A 14763-nucleotide genomic window follows, 5' to 3' on the forward strand; every position below is an offset into this window, starting at 1 on the left:
CCGGGCCGGCCTGCGCGGAGTGATCCGGGCCAAGAGCCCGCGCACCACCCGCCCCGCTCCCGAGACCGACCGGCCTGCCGACCTGGTCGAGCGGCAGTTCACCGCCACCGCCCCGAACCAGCTCTGGGTTGCGGACATCACCTACATCAAGACGTTCTCCGGCTGGGTCTATGCCGCCTTCGTCATCGACGTCTTCTCCCGCATGGTCGTCGGCTGGCAGGTCGCCACATCCCTCTACACCGAACTCGCCCTGGACGCCTTGGAGATGGCTACTGAGATTTAACTCGTGGTGTCGTCATGCAGATCTGATGGTCAGGCCGGTCTCGGTGAGGCAGCCGTCGATGAGGTTACTGCGGTACTGGATGTGGCGTAGGCCGCTTCGGATGGTGCGGATCAGGTGTTCTGGCGTGGAGAAGGCGACGTTGGAGAGCCATCCGCGCCGCAGCAGGGACCAGATGCCTTCGACGGGATTGAGGTCGGGAGCGTAGGGCGGCAGGTAGTGGATGGTCAGCCAGTCACGGGAGTCAGCGAACTCCCGTAGACCTGCGGCTTTGTGGACGTTGAGGTTGTCCCAGACGAGGACGATCGGACCTCCGAGTTGTTGGTGGGCTGCGATCAGAAGGTCGCGGTAGTCGCGCCAGGAGAAGCTCTTGCGCCCGTCGCGCCGGCCGTCGTCCGGTCGCGGCCGGTAGATCAGCCGGGATCGGTGGCCGGGTTTGTAGCAGGTCAGTGCGGCGATCGATATTCGTCTGCGAGATCGGCCGCGGACTCGCACCACCGGAGTCCGGCCGCGCTGGGACCAGGTCTTGGCGTGCGACGGCGTCATGGAGAAGCCGGCTTCGTCCTCGAAGACCAGCCAGGCTCCACGGGCCGCCGCTAGCCTTCCGCGCGGGGCCATACCTCCTTGACCCACCCGGCCACCGCGTCGTCGTCCCGCTGCATGGCACGACGGGCCGGAACCTGGCAGGACCAGCCATTGCGCACCAACAGCTTGCGTACGCCCTGGATCGTGTACGTGAGGTGGAAGCGCCGTCCGATCACCGTCTTCACACGGCTCAGAGTCCAGCGCTGGTCCTCCCAGCCGTGCGCGGCCGGTCCCTTGGCCAGCTCTGACTCCAGCTGAGCGAACTGCTTCTCACTCAGTCGCGGCAACGATGCGGGCCCCTGTGATCGCAGGGATTGCGGGCCACCCTGGACCCACGCGTGACGCCATCGCTGCACCGATCGGACACTGACCCGCAGATCCCTGGCGATCGATGTGCTGCCCTCGCCCCGGGCGAACCGCTCACCAGCCTGCAGCCGTAACTCCTCGCGCTTGCACTGCCGTTCAGCGGTCAACCCGCCACCCTGTGGATACCTCATCCTCCGGTGATACCGCAGGCAGGCATCAACCGTCAGCCCCTATGACTTCACGAGTTCAATCTCAGTATCTGGAAACGTCGTCACGCGGGCGGCGATCTGGCCGGTCTGGTCCATCACTCCGATCGCGGCGTGCAATATCGAGCGATCCGCTACACCGAGCGCCTCGATGAGGCCGCCGCGGTCGCCTCGGTCGGATCTCGGGGAGATTCGTACGATAACGCCCTCGCCGAGGCGTTCAACAGCCTGTTCAAGGCCGAGCTGATCCGCAACCGCGGTCCCTGGAACGGCATCGACCATGTCGAGATCGCCGTCGCCGAGTACGTCGACTGGTTCAACCAGCGAAGGCTCCACGGAGAGCTCGGGCATGTCCCACCCGCCGAGTTCGAGGCACTTCACGCAACGACCGACGCCTCACTGACCCCCTGAAACCCCAGGGCCCCGGCGTTTGCCGCGGATGTCCGGTTGATCATGTGATGCCGTAGAGGGCGAGGACGCGGTGGCGTTCGGTGTGGGCTCGGCGTCCGGCGGCGGTGTTGACGTAGCCGGCGAGCTTGAGCGCGCCACGGATCAGGTCGCGGACGGCGGCAAGTACGGTGGGAGTATTGCGGGTCCTGACCTGGGAATTGTCCTCGCCGAAGACGACATCACGCACCCAGTGGACGGTGTTCTCAACGGTCCAGTGCCCGCGAGCCCAGGCGGCGATCTCGGCCGCGTCGGCCTGTTCGGCGGGCAGGTCGGTGATGGCGTAGACGATCTCGCTGGACCACTTCTTCGCTCCGTACAGGCGGCGTCTGCGCTGGATGCGCAGGACTTGGCGGGCGTGCGGGAAGAGCAGGCCGTCAACGGTGACGACCTGCACCAGGCGCTGCTCGTGACGGCCGTGGCCGCGGGCGTCGTCACGATGGATCACGGGGACCTCCTTCCAGGGCAGCCGGTGGAGTTGGCGGGCCTGACCGCGCTGGTTGTTCTTGATCGTGAGGAGGTAGTGGGCGCCGCGTTCGTGCAGGTAGGCGGCGTGGGAGTGCTGGGCGTGGAGAGCATCGGCGGTGATGACCGCCCCGGCGAGGTCAGTGTCGTCGATCTGGTTGAGCAGGGGCTGGAACTCGGGGATCTCGTTCCTCTTCGCGCCGATCTCACGCGAGGCGAGGGTGATGGCGTCGCCGTGGCGGACCGCGGAGAGTACGAAGACCTGGCTGCCGTCAGGGCGTCTTGCGCCGCGCAGGCACTTGCCGTCCACGGCGATCGCCCGGCGCCTTGGGCGCACCGGGTCGGCCTGGGCGGTAGCCTGGTGGGCCCGGCGCTGTTCGCGCTCCGGGCCGCCGTCCGGCATCAGCGGCGCGGGAGATGCGCCCTCGTCGGGCAGCAGGGACGTCAGGTAGGCGAACCCAGCCGCGCTGAGCTCGGCCGGATCGAGACGCCCCAGCACGCTGCGCAGGGTCTTCTCGCTCGGTACCCGGTAGCGGCCCAGGAGCGGGTGGTAGGGCAGGCCGAAGGCGGCCAGTTCCTCGGGAGCCGCACGCCGGCACCACTCGGCTGCCGCAGTGATCGAGTCGTGGCCCGCGGGTGTCATTGCGCAGACCACCAAAGCCAGCAGAGAGGAGAGCCGGTAACGCACGCCGCTGGCTCCACGCGGATCGGTGAGCGACTCGAACTCCGCGACCAGGCTGCTGACTTGATCCCGCGTGGCACCCTCACACAAGGCTTCCAGACAAGGTGCAGGACACACGGGATCCGTCGCCACCATTTCTGCAACAGATCCATGATTCATGACTTTTTCACGGAATTTGCTGCGCGGATGACTTGGGGCAGGTAGCTGTCAGCGGGCGCGTTTACGATTCTGGGCATGACTGATGATCTGCGACAGAACAGTGTGCCAGCTGAATTCGGTTCGCAGGACGGGCGGTTGGCCGACCCGGCGTTCCTGGTGAACGGCGACCCCGGTGAGGTGGCGGCACTGCTGGACACGGCGTCGGGGCCCGAGGCTCGGCTGGCGGCTGCCGTGTACCAAGTGTCGGCGGATACGCATCGCGAAGCTCGGCGGGTGGTACGGCGGCAGTTGCTGGCATTGGACGCGGCTCGGTGCGGAGACCGGGACCTGGCGGCGCGGATCAGTGCTGTGCCGGTGGAAGGCGAGCCGGAGGCGCGATGGGGTGTTGAGTGGGCCACCGGCTCTCAGGTCAACCCCCGGTTCGGACAGCCCCTGCCCGGCCACACGGAGAAGGTGACCGGCGTGGCGCTGGCCGTGGTGCACGGCCGTCTTTGCGTCGTCAGCGGCAGTTATGACGACACCGTGCGCGTACGCGACATCGCCACGGGACAGCTCGTCCAGGACCCCCTCGTACCCGATGGTGGGCGCCACGGCGTGGAGGCGCTGGCGACCACGGTGAACGACGGTCGCCCGGTCGCGATCAGCGGCAACGGCAACTACCACGTGTATCTCTGGGAACTCGACCTCGATCCCGAATGGCTCGAACTCGGTTACAGCGCGGACTGGTATGTCGGCGAGTACGGCAACGGGTTCCCGTCGGCGGTGGCGACGGGAACGCTGAACGGGCAGCCGGTCGCCGTGACTGCGGGGGACGGCAGGGTGGAGGTGTGGCACCTAAGCGGCAGAGAAATCGCCTACGCATACATGTGGCCGCAGGGCGGCGGAATCGTGGTCATCCGTGCCCTTGCCACCGCCGTCCTGGACGGTAAGGCGGTGGTGGTCGCTGGTGCGTACGACGGAACCCTGCGGATATGGGAGCTCCCGGATCTACGGGAAGTCAACGCCTTCCGGCTGCCTGAAGTCGGCGTGTTCCGGCTGCCCGCCCAGATAGGGGCGCTGACGGTGGCGGAGGTTGGCGGGCGAACGCTGATTCTTGCAGGTGTGGGGGATTCGCTGCGCCTTATCGATCCCGCAACCGGGCGCCATATCGGTCCCTTGCCGGCAGGCCACTCCGGGGCGGTGGAAGCCATGGCCACCGGCGTGGCGCACGGCCGCCCGGTCGTGGTGACCGGCGGGCAGGACGGCACTGTGCGCGTCTGGCCTCTGGACGTTGGCCGACAGCTCCCCAAAAACCCCATCGCGGTACTGGCTTTCCCGTCAGCCGTGAGCGCCGTGGCAATGGCTGAGGACGGCCGCCTGGCGGTTGGCTTCGGTCACGAGGTGGCCGTCCTCGCTCCTCGCTGACCGGTCCGCAAAGGTACACCGTTGCATGGTCCCACGCCATCACCGACCTGCCTGCCGAACAGGCCGACGCGGCCGAGATCGCTGCCGAGATCGCTGCCTGGGCTCGCGGGCACTGGACCGTGGAGAACACCGTCCACTGGGTGCGTGATGTCGTCTTCGGTGAGGACAAGTCCCAGGTCAGGACCCGCAATACGCCCGCCGCCTTTTCCTTCGCTCAGCGGCCGAACAGACGCAGCAGCCGGGCTTGGCGGGCCTCCCCGGCCACGGGTGGAGCCCCTGGGGCGGCGAAGAAGCGGTGGGTAGTGCCGGCGGAGACAGGTGACTCCGCCAAGCCGGCGTAAATTTCGGCGAGGTGCTCTTCGATCCAGGCGACGAGCTCCGGATCGAGCTTCTCGGGAGCGTTGACGGCTCGGGCCAGGTCCCAGGTGTGAATGGCCGCATCCGTGGTGCGCACGGCGAGGGCCTGTTCTCCGGTCACCGGGCCGAGAGGGTAGTCGAGAGTCTGCTGGAGGGCGCCCGGCCTCCGGAACGCCTCGGCGCACTCCCGCACCGACCGGATGTAGGCACCCACCGGATCGCTGCCCAGAGCGTCCTCGTCCCGGGCCGGAGGAAGTCGTCGGCCGAGCCGCCGTCCAGCAGAGAGACGTAGTTGAGGTTTCCCCGGGTCATGTGGTTGACGAGGTGGCGTACGTCCCACTCTGCGCAGGGGGTGGGTACCGTCCACTGCTCGGCCCGTACCGCGCGCAGCTTGTGGGTGAACTCGGAACCGGAGAGTAGATAGCGGTCGATGATTCCAGCGAAGCGGTATGACATGGCCGCAGCGTAGAAGTGCAGAAGGCGACGTGCCAGGGCTGATGCGTTCTCAGCTGGCGGGATAGGGCGGTTCGTCGGCTCTGGTACGCGGCTGCCGTCGTGTTGCCCAGTCTGTGGCTGGCCGTGGTGTTGCCGGGTGTGCTGTCGGGGCCTGGTCTCGGGGTGGTGGGCTGTGGTCGGGTCAGGCCGCTGCGGCGCTGGTATCGGTGGGCGAGGGTCAGATGGCGGGGCCGTCGAGGTAGGTGTAGCTGCTCCCGGTGCTGCCGCCGAGGGTGGCCACCGTGATGGTGATGTCGCCGGCGGGGTGGGGCGGGGCGGTGGCGGTGATCATCTGGTCGGAGACGACGGTCAAGGGCGCGGGGGTGCCGTCGAAGGTGATCTTCTGGGTGGTGGCCAGATGGTCGCCGGTGAGGGTGACGTCGGTGCCGCCGCCGGTGGGTCCGGAGGCGGGGCTGATGCCGGTCAGGGTGGGGGTGTCGAGGTAGAGGAAGGTCAGGCCGCCGGCGCTTCCGCTGGGGGTGATGACGGTGACGGGTACCGGGCCGGGGGACGGGACTCCGGGGATGCCGACGGTGACGGCGTTGTCGGTGACGGACTGGATGGTGGCCAGTCTGGAGCCGAAGCGCACCGAGGTGGCTCCGGCCAGGTTGGCCCCGGTGACGACCGCGGTGCCGCCGCCGGTGTAGGGCCCCATGGCGGGGCCCGCGCCGCCGTTGGGGTTGCTGGTGGTGGTGATCCCGGTCAGCAGCGGGGCAGGGCGGTAGTAGAAGGTGCCGAAGATGGCGGTGCCGCCGGGGGTGGTGACGGTGACGGGGACCGCGCCCTGTCCGGCGGGGGTGCGCACGGTGACCGAGGTCGCGGTGTTGGCCAGGATGGTGGCGGGGGTGTCTCCGAAGCGCACGGCGGTGGCCGGGGCCAGGTCGTGGCCCCGGAGGGTCACGATGGTGCCGCCGGCGGTGGTGCCGTGGTCGGGCACGAGCGTCAGGGCGATCACACTGACGGCGTTGTCGGCGTTGTCCGTCACGTACAGCCGGGTACCGGCGGGGGTGACTGCGACGCAGACGGGGCCGTTGCCCACTGCAATGCTGCCGGTGGCGGTGTTGGTGGCGGTGTCGATCACGCTGACGGCGTTGTCGGCGAAGTCGGCGATGTAGGCGGTGGTCCCGTCCGGGCTCACGGCCACGAAACGAGGCGTGGAGCCGACACCGATGGTGGCCACGGCGGTGTTGGTGGCGGTGTCGATCACGCTGACGCTGTCGCTGCCGGCGTTGCAGACGTAGGCGCGGGTGCCGTCCGGGCTGAAGGCGGCGATCACCGGCACGTCGCCGGCGGTGAAGCTGCCGGTGACGGTGTTGGTGGCGGTGTCGATCACGCTGACGGTGCTGTCGCCCACGTTGCAGACGTAGGCGCGGGTGCCGTCGGGGGAGATGGCGACGCCGACCGGGAAGGGGCCGGTGTTCACGGTGGCGGTGACGGTGTTGGTGGCGGTGTCGATCACGCTGAGGGTGTTGGTGCTCTGGATGGTGACGTAGGCGCGGGTGCCGTCCGGGGAGAGCGCCACCAAGGCCGGTCCGGCGCCGACCGCGATGGTGGCCGTAAGGGTGTTGGTGGCTGTGTCGATCACACCGACCGTGCCGGCATCGGCCAGTGTCACGTAGACGCGGGTGCCGTCCGGGGAGACCGCCGGGAAGATCGGGCCGCCGGCGGCAGCGATGGTCGCGGTGACGGTGTTGGTGGCGGTGTCGATCACGCTGATGGTGTTCGACACCTGGTTTGCAACGTAGCCACGTCCTCCGTCCGGGGTCAGGGCCATCCCCAGCGGGGAGCTACCGACGGGGATGGTGGGGTCAGCAGGTGTCAGCACCGTGTTGCGTTGCCGTGGCAGCGCAACGGTGGCCAGCAGCGGATCAGGTCGGGTCAAGACGGGCATGGCGAAGCCTTTCTGAGCACGTATCGGGGAACCGCAGCCCCTGCCCCGGGCAGAGAGACAAACTCCGGGGCAGGGACAGCGGTTGATGCCGCTGCGGGGTTCCGCCTGCGGCAGTGTGGCCACGCTGGAGGCGGCCGATCGTCCTCACCGGTCCCTATGGCCCGAACGGCCACGCCAAATGAACCGCTGAACCGTCTCCAGCATGTGACCCGGCGAAGGGTGGGCGGCCCACCGGTTCCGATACTCAAAGTGACCCACAATGTCAAACAGGCGACAAGAGCTAGCCGTGCGACATCACCCGAACAGCCGAGCGCACGACGTCAGGGTCCGTGCTACCCCTCTACACCCCCGACATATTGGCAGCGCCGGTCCGGCAAGGCTGATGCGTTCTCAGCAGGTGATCTTGAGGAATGCGGTGGCGTGGTCGGGGCGTGACCGGTAGTGGTCGGCTGCGGCGGCGATGTTGGTCCAGCCGGCCTGGCGCATCAGGCCGATGGCGAGGTTGCGCAGAGTGGCCATGGCGCGAGGTGCGCTGCCGGTGCGGATCTTGGAGGCGTCCTCGGCGAACGTCACGTCTCTCACGTGGTGCAGGGCCTCCACGGACCAGTGGCCTTGGACGAGTTCGGCCAGGCGGGCGGGGTCGGCCTGGCCGGGAGCGAGGCTGGTGACGGCGTAGACCGTCTTCACCTGGATTTTGCCAGTCTTGGCGTTGACGCGGCGTCGCTTGATCTCGATGCCCTGGACGGCGTGCGGGAACAGCAGCCCGGCTTCGACGGTGCACACCTTCAGCCGCCGGACCTCGCGACGTCCGTGCCCGGCGGTGCGGGTGCGGTCCAGCAGCGGCATCTGCCGCCAGGGCAGGCGCCGCAGCTGCCGGCGCAGCTTCTTCTGGTTGCCCTTGACGACCAGGACGTAGTGCCCGTTGGCGGCGACGATCTTCTTCGCGGTCTTTCGCTGGGTGTGCATGGCGTCGGCGGTGACAACCACGCCACGCAGGTCGAAGCAGGCCAGCAGCGGGGCCATGGCCGGGATCTCGTTGCTCTTGGCCGCCACCTGGCGCTGGGCGATGACGGTCTGGCTGCCGTGCAGGGCGGCGGCCAGCAGGTGTATCGCGGTCTTGCTGTCGGTACGCGAGCCGCGCACCGACTTGCCGTCCACCGCCAGCCCGACCAGGGCTTCATCCTCCTCGACGGGATCGGCGGCATGGCGGGCGAGCCAGGTGCCGACGGCGTCGTCCAAGGCGTCGCCGTCGATGCGGGCCAGCAGTCGGCCGAGCGTGGAAGCGTTGGGCGTGGCCCGGGTGAGGCCCAGTCCGGCGCGGACCTGCGGGTCAGCGTCGGCGGCGTGCCGAGCGATCTGCGCGAGGGAGCGGGCTCCGCCGAGCACCGCCGTCAGGCACAGGGCCAGCAGCACGCCGATGCGGTAGCGGCGCCCGCGCACCCGGCGCGGATCGGGCACGGCGGCCAGCACCTCGGACAGCGAGGCCAGTTCGTGCGGTTCGATGGACGGACAGGGCTCGTTGCCGTCCTGGCAGTGGCGCGCGAGGACGTTGATCAGGGAGGATGACACGCGGACGCGACTCCAGGACGATCTTCGGTCTCAGAAGCCTTGATCATCTGGCGTCGCGTCTCTTGCTTCCACTCCGGCAAACGGTCCATCAGGCACCAGAGCCGACGAACCGCCCTATCCCGCCAGCTGAGAACGCATCAGCCCTGGGCGACGTGCTGGCGGAAATCAGCCGCCGAGCCCCGGAGGCACGCCCGCCGGCCACTTGCCCGGAAGGCGGGTCTCCTGGACTGAGCCAGTAGGCAGTCACTTCTCGTCGACATGCACGGCCCCACTGATCAGCAAGTGACTCCGAAACCAGTCGACAAACGCTGTTCCTAGAGATCAACGAAGCCACACGTGGTCCTGGCGACGCAGCGGCGAATTCACGGTTTCCACCGATCAAGCTCACGGAGTCGATCGGCGCCTGGCGCGTGCATCATCTCCGTCGGCCACTCGCGGCCGGGAAACTGTTCGAGGGTCTCCGGGATCGGTCTGGCCCGGCCTTCTTCGTCGAGCTGCACGGCTTCCTTCTCCTTCGTGGTGTGGCGGGTCCTGCGGTGCCGGGCCCGTCCGAGCATGGCGCCGTCCCTCCCCTGCGCGTCTCGACCGGCGCCGGTGTCAGTAGAACTACGCAATCGGCCACGGAACCTCCCTGCTCATGACCAAACGGCCTGGTCACATGTACTACGTTCTGTCAGATCCGGCTTCCGGCCTGCCGGGGTCCGTTGTCACTGCACCGTCCAGGAGTCCTCACCATGAGCGATGTCATGAGCGAATCCCTTTTTGCTGCTGTCGCGCCTGATCGTGGCGGTGACCCCGCCGAGGGTGCCGCACTGGTTCGTTCACTGATCGCCGACGGGGCGGATGTCTCGGCGCACGACGGGCAGGGCGCCACCACGTTGCACCGGGCGGTGAAGGCCCCGTACGGCGCCGACGACCCGCTGCCTTACCTTGCGGTGATACGGGCGCTGCTGGAGTGCGGTAGGAAAAGGATATGCAGAGTTCCATTGAACTTCTGCATGCATACGTGAATAACCATCACGTTAATCACCGCATCCGTCCGGCAAAGAAGGCCAGCAGCGATGGCCTCCGGCAGAACTAGTTAACGTTTCCCTACTCGAAATGCAGGAGAAATTGATGCTCAAGCGAACCATGGTGACCCTCGCGACAGCCGTCCTCGGGTTGTCCGCTCTGGCTGCTGCCCCCGCTCAAGCAGCCCCCGTGGCCCAGGCCGATCCGCCCACCGGCTGCGTCACCTGGATCGAGTGGGCCCATGAGGGCCCCAACGTCCACTGGTACGGAGGGGGCAAGGTGCAGTGCGACACCGGCACCTACCAGGCCAAGGTGGTCTGCTACTCCGGGCAGCACGGCATGGGGTACGTCCTCTACGGCAACACCGTCGAGGCACCCGATGTGGCTGCGGTCACCTGCAACCCCGGCCACGTCGCGCAGAGCGTCCACGTCGTACCTGCGTAGCGGCATCCCGGGCCTGCCGCTGCCGAAGGGCGGAGCGTCCACGCGGGCCGGCCCTCTGCCTGTGGTATTCGCAAGCCGTGCCGCCAATCACGCGGCGGCGGCCACGAGATGGGTTCCGGAACCCCGCCGAGCACCCTCTGGGGCCGAGAGAGGGGGCCGGGGAATGAAATCAGAGACGGAACGAAGGCTTGGGCGCGGTGGTCGGGCAATCCGAGACCGACAACGGCGGTGAGGACGCGCCCGCCCCCGAGGCCCGGCCCGCCCTCCGGCTGGCTGAACCCGAGCCGCACGTCGCGCACCACCACGGCGCCCTCCGAGCTGGAGGGCGCCGTCGCCGTTCCTGGCCGGTGACGTTTCCGTGCCAGCAGCACCAGGTGAACCGGCCCGTTCCAGATTTCACGGTGCTGCGTTGCACACGCGCATGCCCAGTGGGCGGTCTGCGGGCTGGTGGTGGTGTTTTCCGCCGAGCAGCCAGTGTGTGATCCGCGCGGTCGACGGTGCGGTGCCTTCGGCTGGGCTGTCCACGTCGATGTCGGGTGCGGTGGCGTTCACTGTGCGGCTCCTTGGGGGCATGTGTCAGCGGTGGCCATGGTGTTGGGGTGGTGGTTCATGGGCGGGCCTGGTTCAGGTGGGTGGGGAGGGTTTGGACGGAGTTGGAGATCAGGGATGGCACGGGCACGAGGGATTCGGGGTTGGTGGCGAGTGAGAGTCCGGGGTACGCGCTGAACAGGGCTTCGAGAGCGATCGCGGCTTCCATGCGTGCCAGGGGTGCGCCAAGGCAGACGTGGGGGCCACCGCCGAAGGCCAGGTGCCGGGACTGGGTTCGGGTGAGGTCGAACCGGTCGGCGTCCTGGCCGTGCTGGGCGGTGTCGCGGCCGGCCGCGCTGTAGGGGGCGAGGATGGCATCGCCAGCGGGTACGGTCACGCCGCCCATGTCCAGGTCCTCGCGTGGGTAGCGGGCGAGGAAGTTTCCGATGGGGGCGTCCCAGCGCAGAGTTTCCTCGACGACGACGGGCCAGACGGAGGGGGCGGAGCTCAGCGCGAGATCGAGTTGGCCGGGGTGGGTGAGCAGGGCGCGCAGCGCGTTGGTGATGAGGCTGAGGGTGGTTTCGTGACCGGCGGCGACCATCAGCCAGAGGGTGCCGGTCAGCTCTGCGTCGCTGAGGATGCCGGGGTTGTCCCTCTGGGCGGCGATCAGGGCGCTGGTGAGGTCGTCGCCCGGTGTGCGGCGCTTGTGTGCGACGACCTTGTCGAGGAGTTCGTAGATGAGGCGTTGTGTCGAGAGGACTTCTTCAGGCTCTGCGGTGGAGTCGAAGATGGACCGGACCAGGCGCCGCAGCTGGGGCCGGAGCGGGCCGGGGACTCCGATGATGTCGCAGATGACGTTCATCGGCAGCGGGTAGGCCAGGTGCTCACGCAGGTCGACCGAGCCGTCCGGGCCGGTGCGCTCGGGCAACGCCTGGACGAGGCCGCGGGCGAGTTCGGTCACTTGCGGGCGCATGGCCCGGACACGTTCGGGGGTGAGGACCTGGGTGACGACGCGGCGCAGGCGGCGATGGTCGTCGCCGTCAGCCGTCACCATGTTGGTGATTTTGACCATGCCGGTCAGCGGCCAGTCCTCGGGAATCCGGTTGGTGCGGATGTCCGTCCACCGGTGCCAGTCCTTGCTGACCCGCGGATCAGTCACCAATTCCGTGACGAGCTGGTGCGTGGTGACGGCCCAGGCTTCCACGTCGCCGGGCAGGATCACCTTAACGACCGGGCCGAGCTCTCGCAGCCGTGCGGCTTCGCCCTGGTGGTCGGCACCGGTCGGGTCCAGGCGCAGGACCGGGACATGCTGGGCAGTACGTTGTTGTGCCGTCATGAGCTACCTCCGGTACACGGTGCGAGAGCGGGCGGGCTGGGCTATCGAACGGACGGGTCCAGGGCGGTGTCGCTGGTCGGCGTGAACGTCACGGGCAGGGATTGGAAACCGGTCGATGCGTCCGAGCGGCCTGAGCGTGGTGGCAAGCATGTCTTTGTAGCGCCCGGCGGTCTCGGCGTAGTTGGTGTAGGTGGTCCGTCTCGCCTCTCGTAGAGCCCGGAGGGTCTCGGTCCTGGTCTGGTGGCGGGCTGTACTGCGGGCTGAGGAGTGCTGCGGTGGCCCCCGTCGCCGCTGTACCGAGGGCTCCGACGGTGGCGCCGAGCACGGCGGCGAGTCCTGCGTCCATCGCGCCACTGTGGCGGCCGCCGTCCGGGCAGCGCGAGACGGAGACCAGCCATCCGCATCCGGACAGCAGCGCGGCACGCCTGGTGATGGTGGTCGCCGGAAGCGTTCACGGCCGAGGTGAGGCTGTCGGGCCGGGTGCGCAGCAGCTCGGGGACGCGGCTGGTCTGCCCGAGCCAGGTTCTGACGGGACAGGGGATATACGCGCTGGACGCACGGCTCGTTGCCCGCCGGCGCGAACGTCACGCGCGGGAAGGTCATCGCGGAGCTGAGCTTCGGCTTCTGGCGCTTCCTGCTGGCCCGCCAGTACAAGACCAGTCTGTGGCCCGAACTCGCGGGCGCCTTCCCTCACGCCCCCAACCGTGCCCTGATCACGGTGGAGAACCCGGTCAAGCGGCTGCACAAGTTCCGCAACCGCATCGCCCACCACGAGGGCATCTGGCAGGGGCCGATATGGCCTCATGATCCCAGAATGGATACGGATGTGACAGGCCATCATCTGTGCTCGGCTGTCAGCCGGGCCTTCGTCGTCCGGGCCGCCGCCTACAGGCGGCGGCCCGGCTTCTCTTGCGTTCCTAGAGTTGGCGCCATTGGGTGCCGACCTGGTCGGTCTGGCGGATGATCTGCTCGTCGGCTGCCGGAGCGGGCCAGGCCTGAAGCAGGTACGCCTCGACCGGGTCGTCGTCCGGGCCGAGGCTGTCCTCGGCCCGTCCGGTGTCGCGGCCGCGGGCGTGGACACGCATGCGGTAGCTTCCCGGTCCGGCGGCGGCGAGGTCGGGCAGATCCTCCACCTCGCCGTCCTCCCAGGAGGTGACCAGGGCCGAGCCGGTACTGGAGGCGAAGGATGTCTCCACCACCTCGTCCCAACCCCCCTCGAGCGGTGGTTCGGACAGGTGTGTGGTGACGGTGACCTCGACCGGTCCGACGGTCAGCCCCGTCAGGATGCCGGCCCCGTCCTCCGCCACCGCGATCAGCCCGTTGCCCGCGTCGGAGATATCGGGTGCCTGATCGGTGCCCATGTCGGGGTCGACGATGTAGAACTGACGGGCATACACCCACACACGGGTGGTCCCGCGTTCTTCCGGCATACCGGGTGCCTCCTCGGCGTCAGGAGATGGCGACCCAGAAGGCGTCGCCGTTCAGGATCCTATTGTCCTTGTACGCCTTGAGCAGGTACTTGGATCCACCGGCGGTGCTGTTGTGCTTCTCGTTGATCATCCTGCGGCTGAAGACACCCGTCGCTCCGCCTTCCTTGGTCGAAGCGAAGGGGTACTCGTCGCAACTCTTGCCCGTAGGGCGGGGCAGACTGCTCGGGCAGGCCTTGCCACGGTTCTTCTTAATCAGCGCCTTGTCAGTGGTGCGGTGCAGGGGCTTGCCCACGCCGGGCAGCCCCGGATGCCCCTTCAGCTTGCGCTGCGCGTCCCAGACATGCTGCGCCGCTTCCTTGACGTTCTTGTCGGTGCGGGACATCGCGAAGACAGGAACGTACCCGGGGTGAACACACCCGCCTGCCTTGGTCGTGATCCCCTTGACGGAGTCGCAGCGCACGGTGGCGGCCTGCGCGAGGCTGCCGGTGGCAGGTGACCCGACGGCCGCCTTCAGGGTGACGACAGGTGTTTCCTTGTGCTTGAGCGTCTTCGACCCGGGTGATTTCAGGGCGAACGGGAAGCTGGTTTCCTTCTTGACCAACAGCCCCTTGGCACCGGGAGCGGAGGTCACCGTGCACTTGGTCTTCGCGGACTTGCCGCAATTCAGCTTCAGGCTTGCAATCACGCCCCGCGCCGCCCCGCTGGCGCTGGTCGGGTAGAGACCGATGGTGTGCTTCCAGGTCCGTGAGTCCCTGGCCGCCAGCGACGTGCGCTGAGTGACCCGGATGTTCATCGTGCCCAGAAGCTTCCCGCTGGGCACCTCGATGATGTCGAACCGCAGGCTGCTCACCGAGCACGCCTTGTGCCGGTCATAGGTGAGGTAGCCCGCCCTGCAAGTCAGCCCGGCCGCCGCTGACATCGCGGTGGACGTGGCGGCCGTTGTCCCGGTCGCCTGGGTACAGGTGACGGTGTGCTCGCCGTGGTGCTGGGCACCGATGGATCGGTACGAGCTAGGGTGCGTATTCGGTTGTGATCAAGGGGCCGCTCGTGTGAGGTCCTTGATCCAGATCATCGAGGCCCGGAGGTGGAGTCCGGCGAGGTAGCTCCCCGGGGTCTTGTCGTAGCGGGTGGCGATGCCTCGCCATGCCTTCATCCTGTAGATCGCCCG

At 68.2% G+C, this 14763-nt stretch carries 16 protein-coding genes and 2 pseudogenes; 6 read left to right on the top strand and 12 right to left on the bottom strand.

Annotated elements, in window-relative coordinates; genetic code table 11:
- On the top strand, window positions 1-283 hold a 283-nt coding region (locus tag ABZY11_RS36135; protein WP_356483225.1), incomplete at its 5' end, for a DDE-type integrase/transposase/recombinase.
- A 12-nt stretch (window positions 284-295) separates the two neighbouring features.
- Here the strand turns inward: ABZY11_RS36135 and ABZY11_RS36140 are convergent.
- Both ABZY11_RS36140 and ABZY11_RS36145 read right to left on the bottom strand, forming a co-directional pair.
- Window positions 296-826: a transposase gene (locus ABZY11_RS36140; RefSeq protein ID WP_356483240.1), complete on the bottom strand. Its 531-nt coding sequence runs from the start codon at window positions 824-826 to the stop codon at window positions 296-298.
- Between the two features lie 50 nt (window positions 827-876).
- The gene (locus ABZY11_RS36145; protein ID WP_356483227.1) at window positions 877-1362 is read right to left on the bottom strand and encodes a winged helix-turn-helix domain-containing protein; all 486 of its coding nucleotides are present in this window, start codon (window positions 1360-1362) and stop codon (window positions 877-879) included.
- A gap of 102 nt (window positions 1363-1464) precedes the next feature.
- On the opposite strand from ABZY11_RS36145, the pseudogene ABZY11_RS36150 reads away from it, so the two are divergent.
- Window positions 1465-1788 (top strand): annotated as a pseudogene (locus ABZY11_RS36150) (integrase core domain-containing protein); the annotation flags it as partial.
- Window positions 1789-1828: 40 nt separating this feature from the next.
- Here ABZY11_RS36150 and ABZY11_RS36155 read toward each other — a convergent pair.
- Complete coding sequence (locus tag ABZY11_RS36155) at window positions 1829-3106, bottom strand: ISAs1 family transposase (RefSeq protein WP_356483228.1); 1278 nt, start codon at window positions 3104-3106, stop codon at window positions 1829-1831.
- A 99-nt stretch (window positions 3107-3205) separates the two neighbouring features.
- Between ABZY11_RS36155 and ABZY11_RS36160 the strand changes: the two genes are divergently transcribed.
- Both ABZY11_RS36160 and ABZY11_RS36165 read left to right on the top strand, forming a co-directional pair.
- Window positions 3206-4534 (top strand): hypothetical protein, encoded by a 1329-nt coding sequence (locus ABZY11_RS36160; RefSeq protein ID WP_356483229.1) that lies wholly within the window; start codon window positions 3206-3208, stop codon window positions 4532-4534.
- Between the two features lie 59 nt (window positions 4535-4593).
- Window positions 4594-4719, top strand: a pseudogene (locus ABZY11_RS36165) (transposase); the annotation flags it as partial.
- Between the two features lie 29 nt (window positions 4720-4748).
- Here the strand turns inward: ABZY11_RS36165 and ABZY11_RS36170 are convergent.
- The 5 genes from ABZY11_RS36170 to ABZY11_RS36190 form a co-directional block, all read right to left on the bottom strand.
- Window positions 4749-5012 carry a hypothetical protein gene (locus tag ABZY11_RS36170; protein ID WP_356483230.1) on the bottom strand — a complete coding sequence of 88 codons (264 nt, stop codon included), beginning with the start codon at window positions 5010-5012 and terminating at the stop codon, window positions 4749-4751.
- Window positions 5009-5347: a maleylpyruvate isomerase N-terminal domain-containing protein gene (locus ABZY11_RS36175; RefSeq protein ID WP_356483231.1), complete on the bottom strand. Its 339-nt coding sequence runs from the start codon at window positions 5345-5347 to the stop codon at window positions 5009-5011. The genes ABZY11_RS36170 and ABZY11_RS36175 overlap by 4 nt, the downstream gene beginning before the upstream one ends.
- A gap of 217 nt (window positions 5348-5564) precedes the next feature.
- Entirely contained in the window at window positions 5565-7160 is a 1596-nt protein-coding gene (locus ABZY11_RS36180; protein ID WP_356483241.1) for an IPT/TIG domain-containing protein, read from the bottom strand.
- A gap of 507 nt (window positions 7161-7667) precedes the next feature.
- Window positions 7668-8846: an ISAs1 family transposase gene (locus tag ABZY11_RS36185; RefSeq protein WP_356483233.1), complete on the bottom strand. Its 1179-nt coding sequence runs from the start codon at window positions 8844-8846 to the stop codon at window positions 7668-7670.
- 362 nt (window positions 8847-9208) lie between these two features.
- Window positions 9209-9346 (bottom strand): hypothetical protein, encoded by a 138-nt coding sequence (locus ABZY11_RS36190; protein ID WP_342283230.1) that lies wholly within the window; start codon window positions 9344-9346, stop codon window positions 9209-9211.
- Window positions 9347-9580: 234 nt separating this feature from the next.
- Here ABZY11_RS36190 and ABZY11_RS36195 point away from each other — a divergent pair, with 234 nt between their 5' ends.
- Window positions 9581-9856 (top strand): hypothetical protein, encoded by a 276-nt coding sequence (locus ABZY11_RS36195; protein ID WP_356483234.1) that lies wholly within the window; start codon window positions 9581-9583, stop codon window positions 9854-9856.
- 106 nt (window positions 9857-9962) lie between these two features.
- Window positions 9963-10301, top strand: coding sequence for a hypothetical protein (locus ABZY11_RS36200; RefSeq protein ID WP_356483235.1), 339 nt, complete (start codon window positions 9963-9965; stop codon window positions 10299-10301).
- Between the two features lie 396 nt (window positions 10302-10697).
- Here the strand turns inward: ABZY11_RS36200 and ABZY11_RS36205 are convergent, their stop codons facing one another.
- From ABZY11_RS36205 to ABZY11_RS36220, 4 genes are all read right to left on the bottom strand, one after another.
- Window positions 10698-10853, bottom strand: coding sequence for a hypothetical protein (locus tag ABZY11_RS36205; RefSeq protein ID WP_356483236.1), 156 nt, complete (start codon window positions 10851-10853; stop codon window positions 10698-10700).
- A gap of 55 nt (window positions 10854-10908) precedes the next feature.
- On the bottom strand, window positions 10909-12165 hold the full coding sequence (locus tag ABZY11_RS36210; protein WP_356483237.1) for a cytochrome P450: 1257 nt from the start codon (window positions 12163-12165) through the stop codon (window positions 10909-10911).
- A gap of 917 nt (window positions 12166-13082) precedes the next feature.
- The gene (locus ABZY11_RS36215) at window positions 13083-13595 is read right to left on the bottom strand and encodes a hypothetical protein (protein WP_356483238.1); all 513 of its coding nucleotides are present in this window, start codon (window positions 13593-13595) and stop codon (window positions 13083-13085) included.
- Window positions 13596-13614: 19 nt separating this feature from the next.
- Window positions 13615-14445, bottom strand: coding sequence for a NucA/NucB deoxyribonuclease domain-containing protein (locus ABZY11_RS36220; protein ID WP_356483239.1), 831 nt, complete (start codon window positions 14443-14445; stop codon window positions 13615-13617).
- Window positions 14446-14763 lie beyond the last annotated feature (318 nt).

The organism is Streptomyces sp. NPDC006510 (assembly GCF_040611955.1).
Classification (GTDB): Bacteria; Actinomycetota; Actinomycetes; order Streptomycetales; family Streptomycetaceae; genus Streptomyces.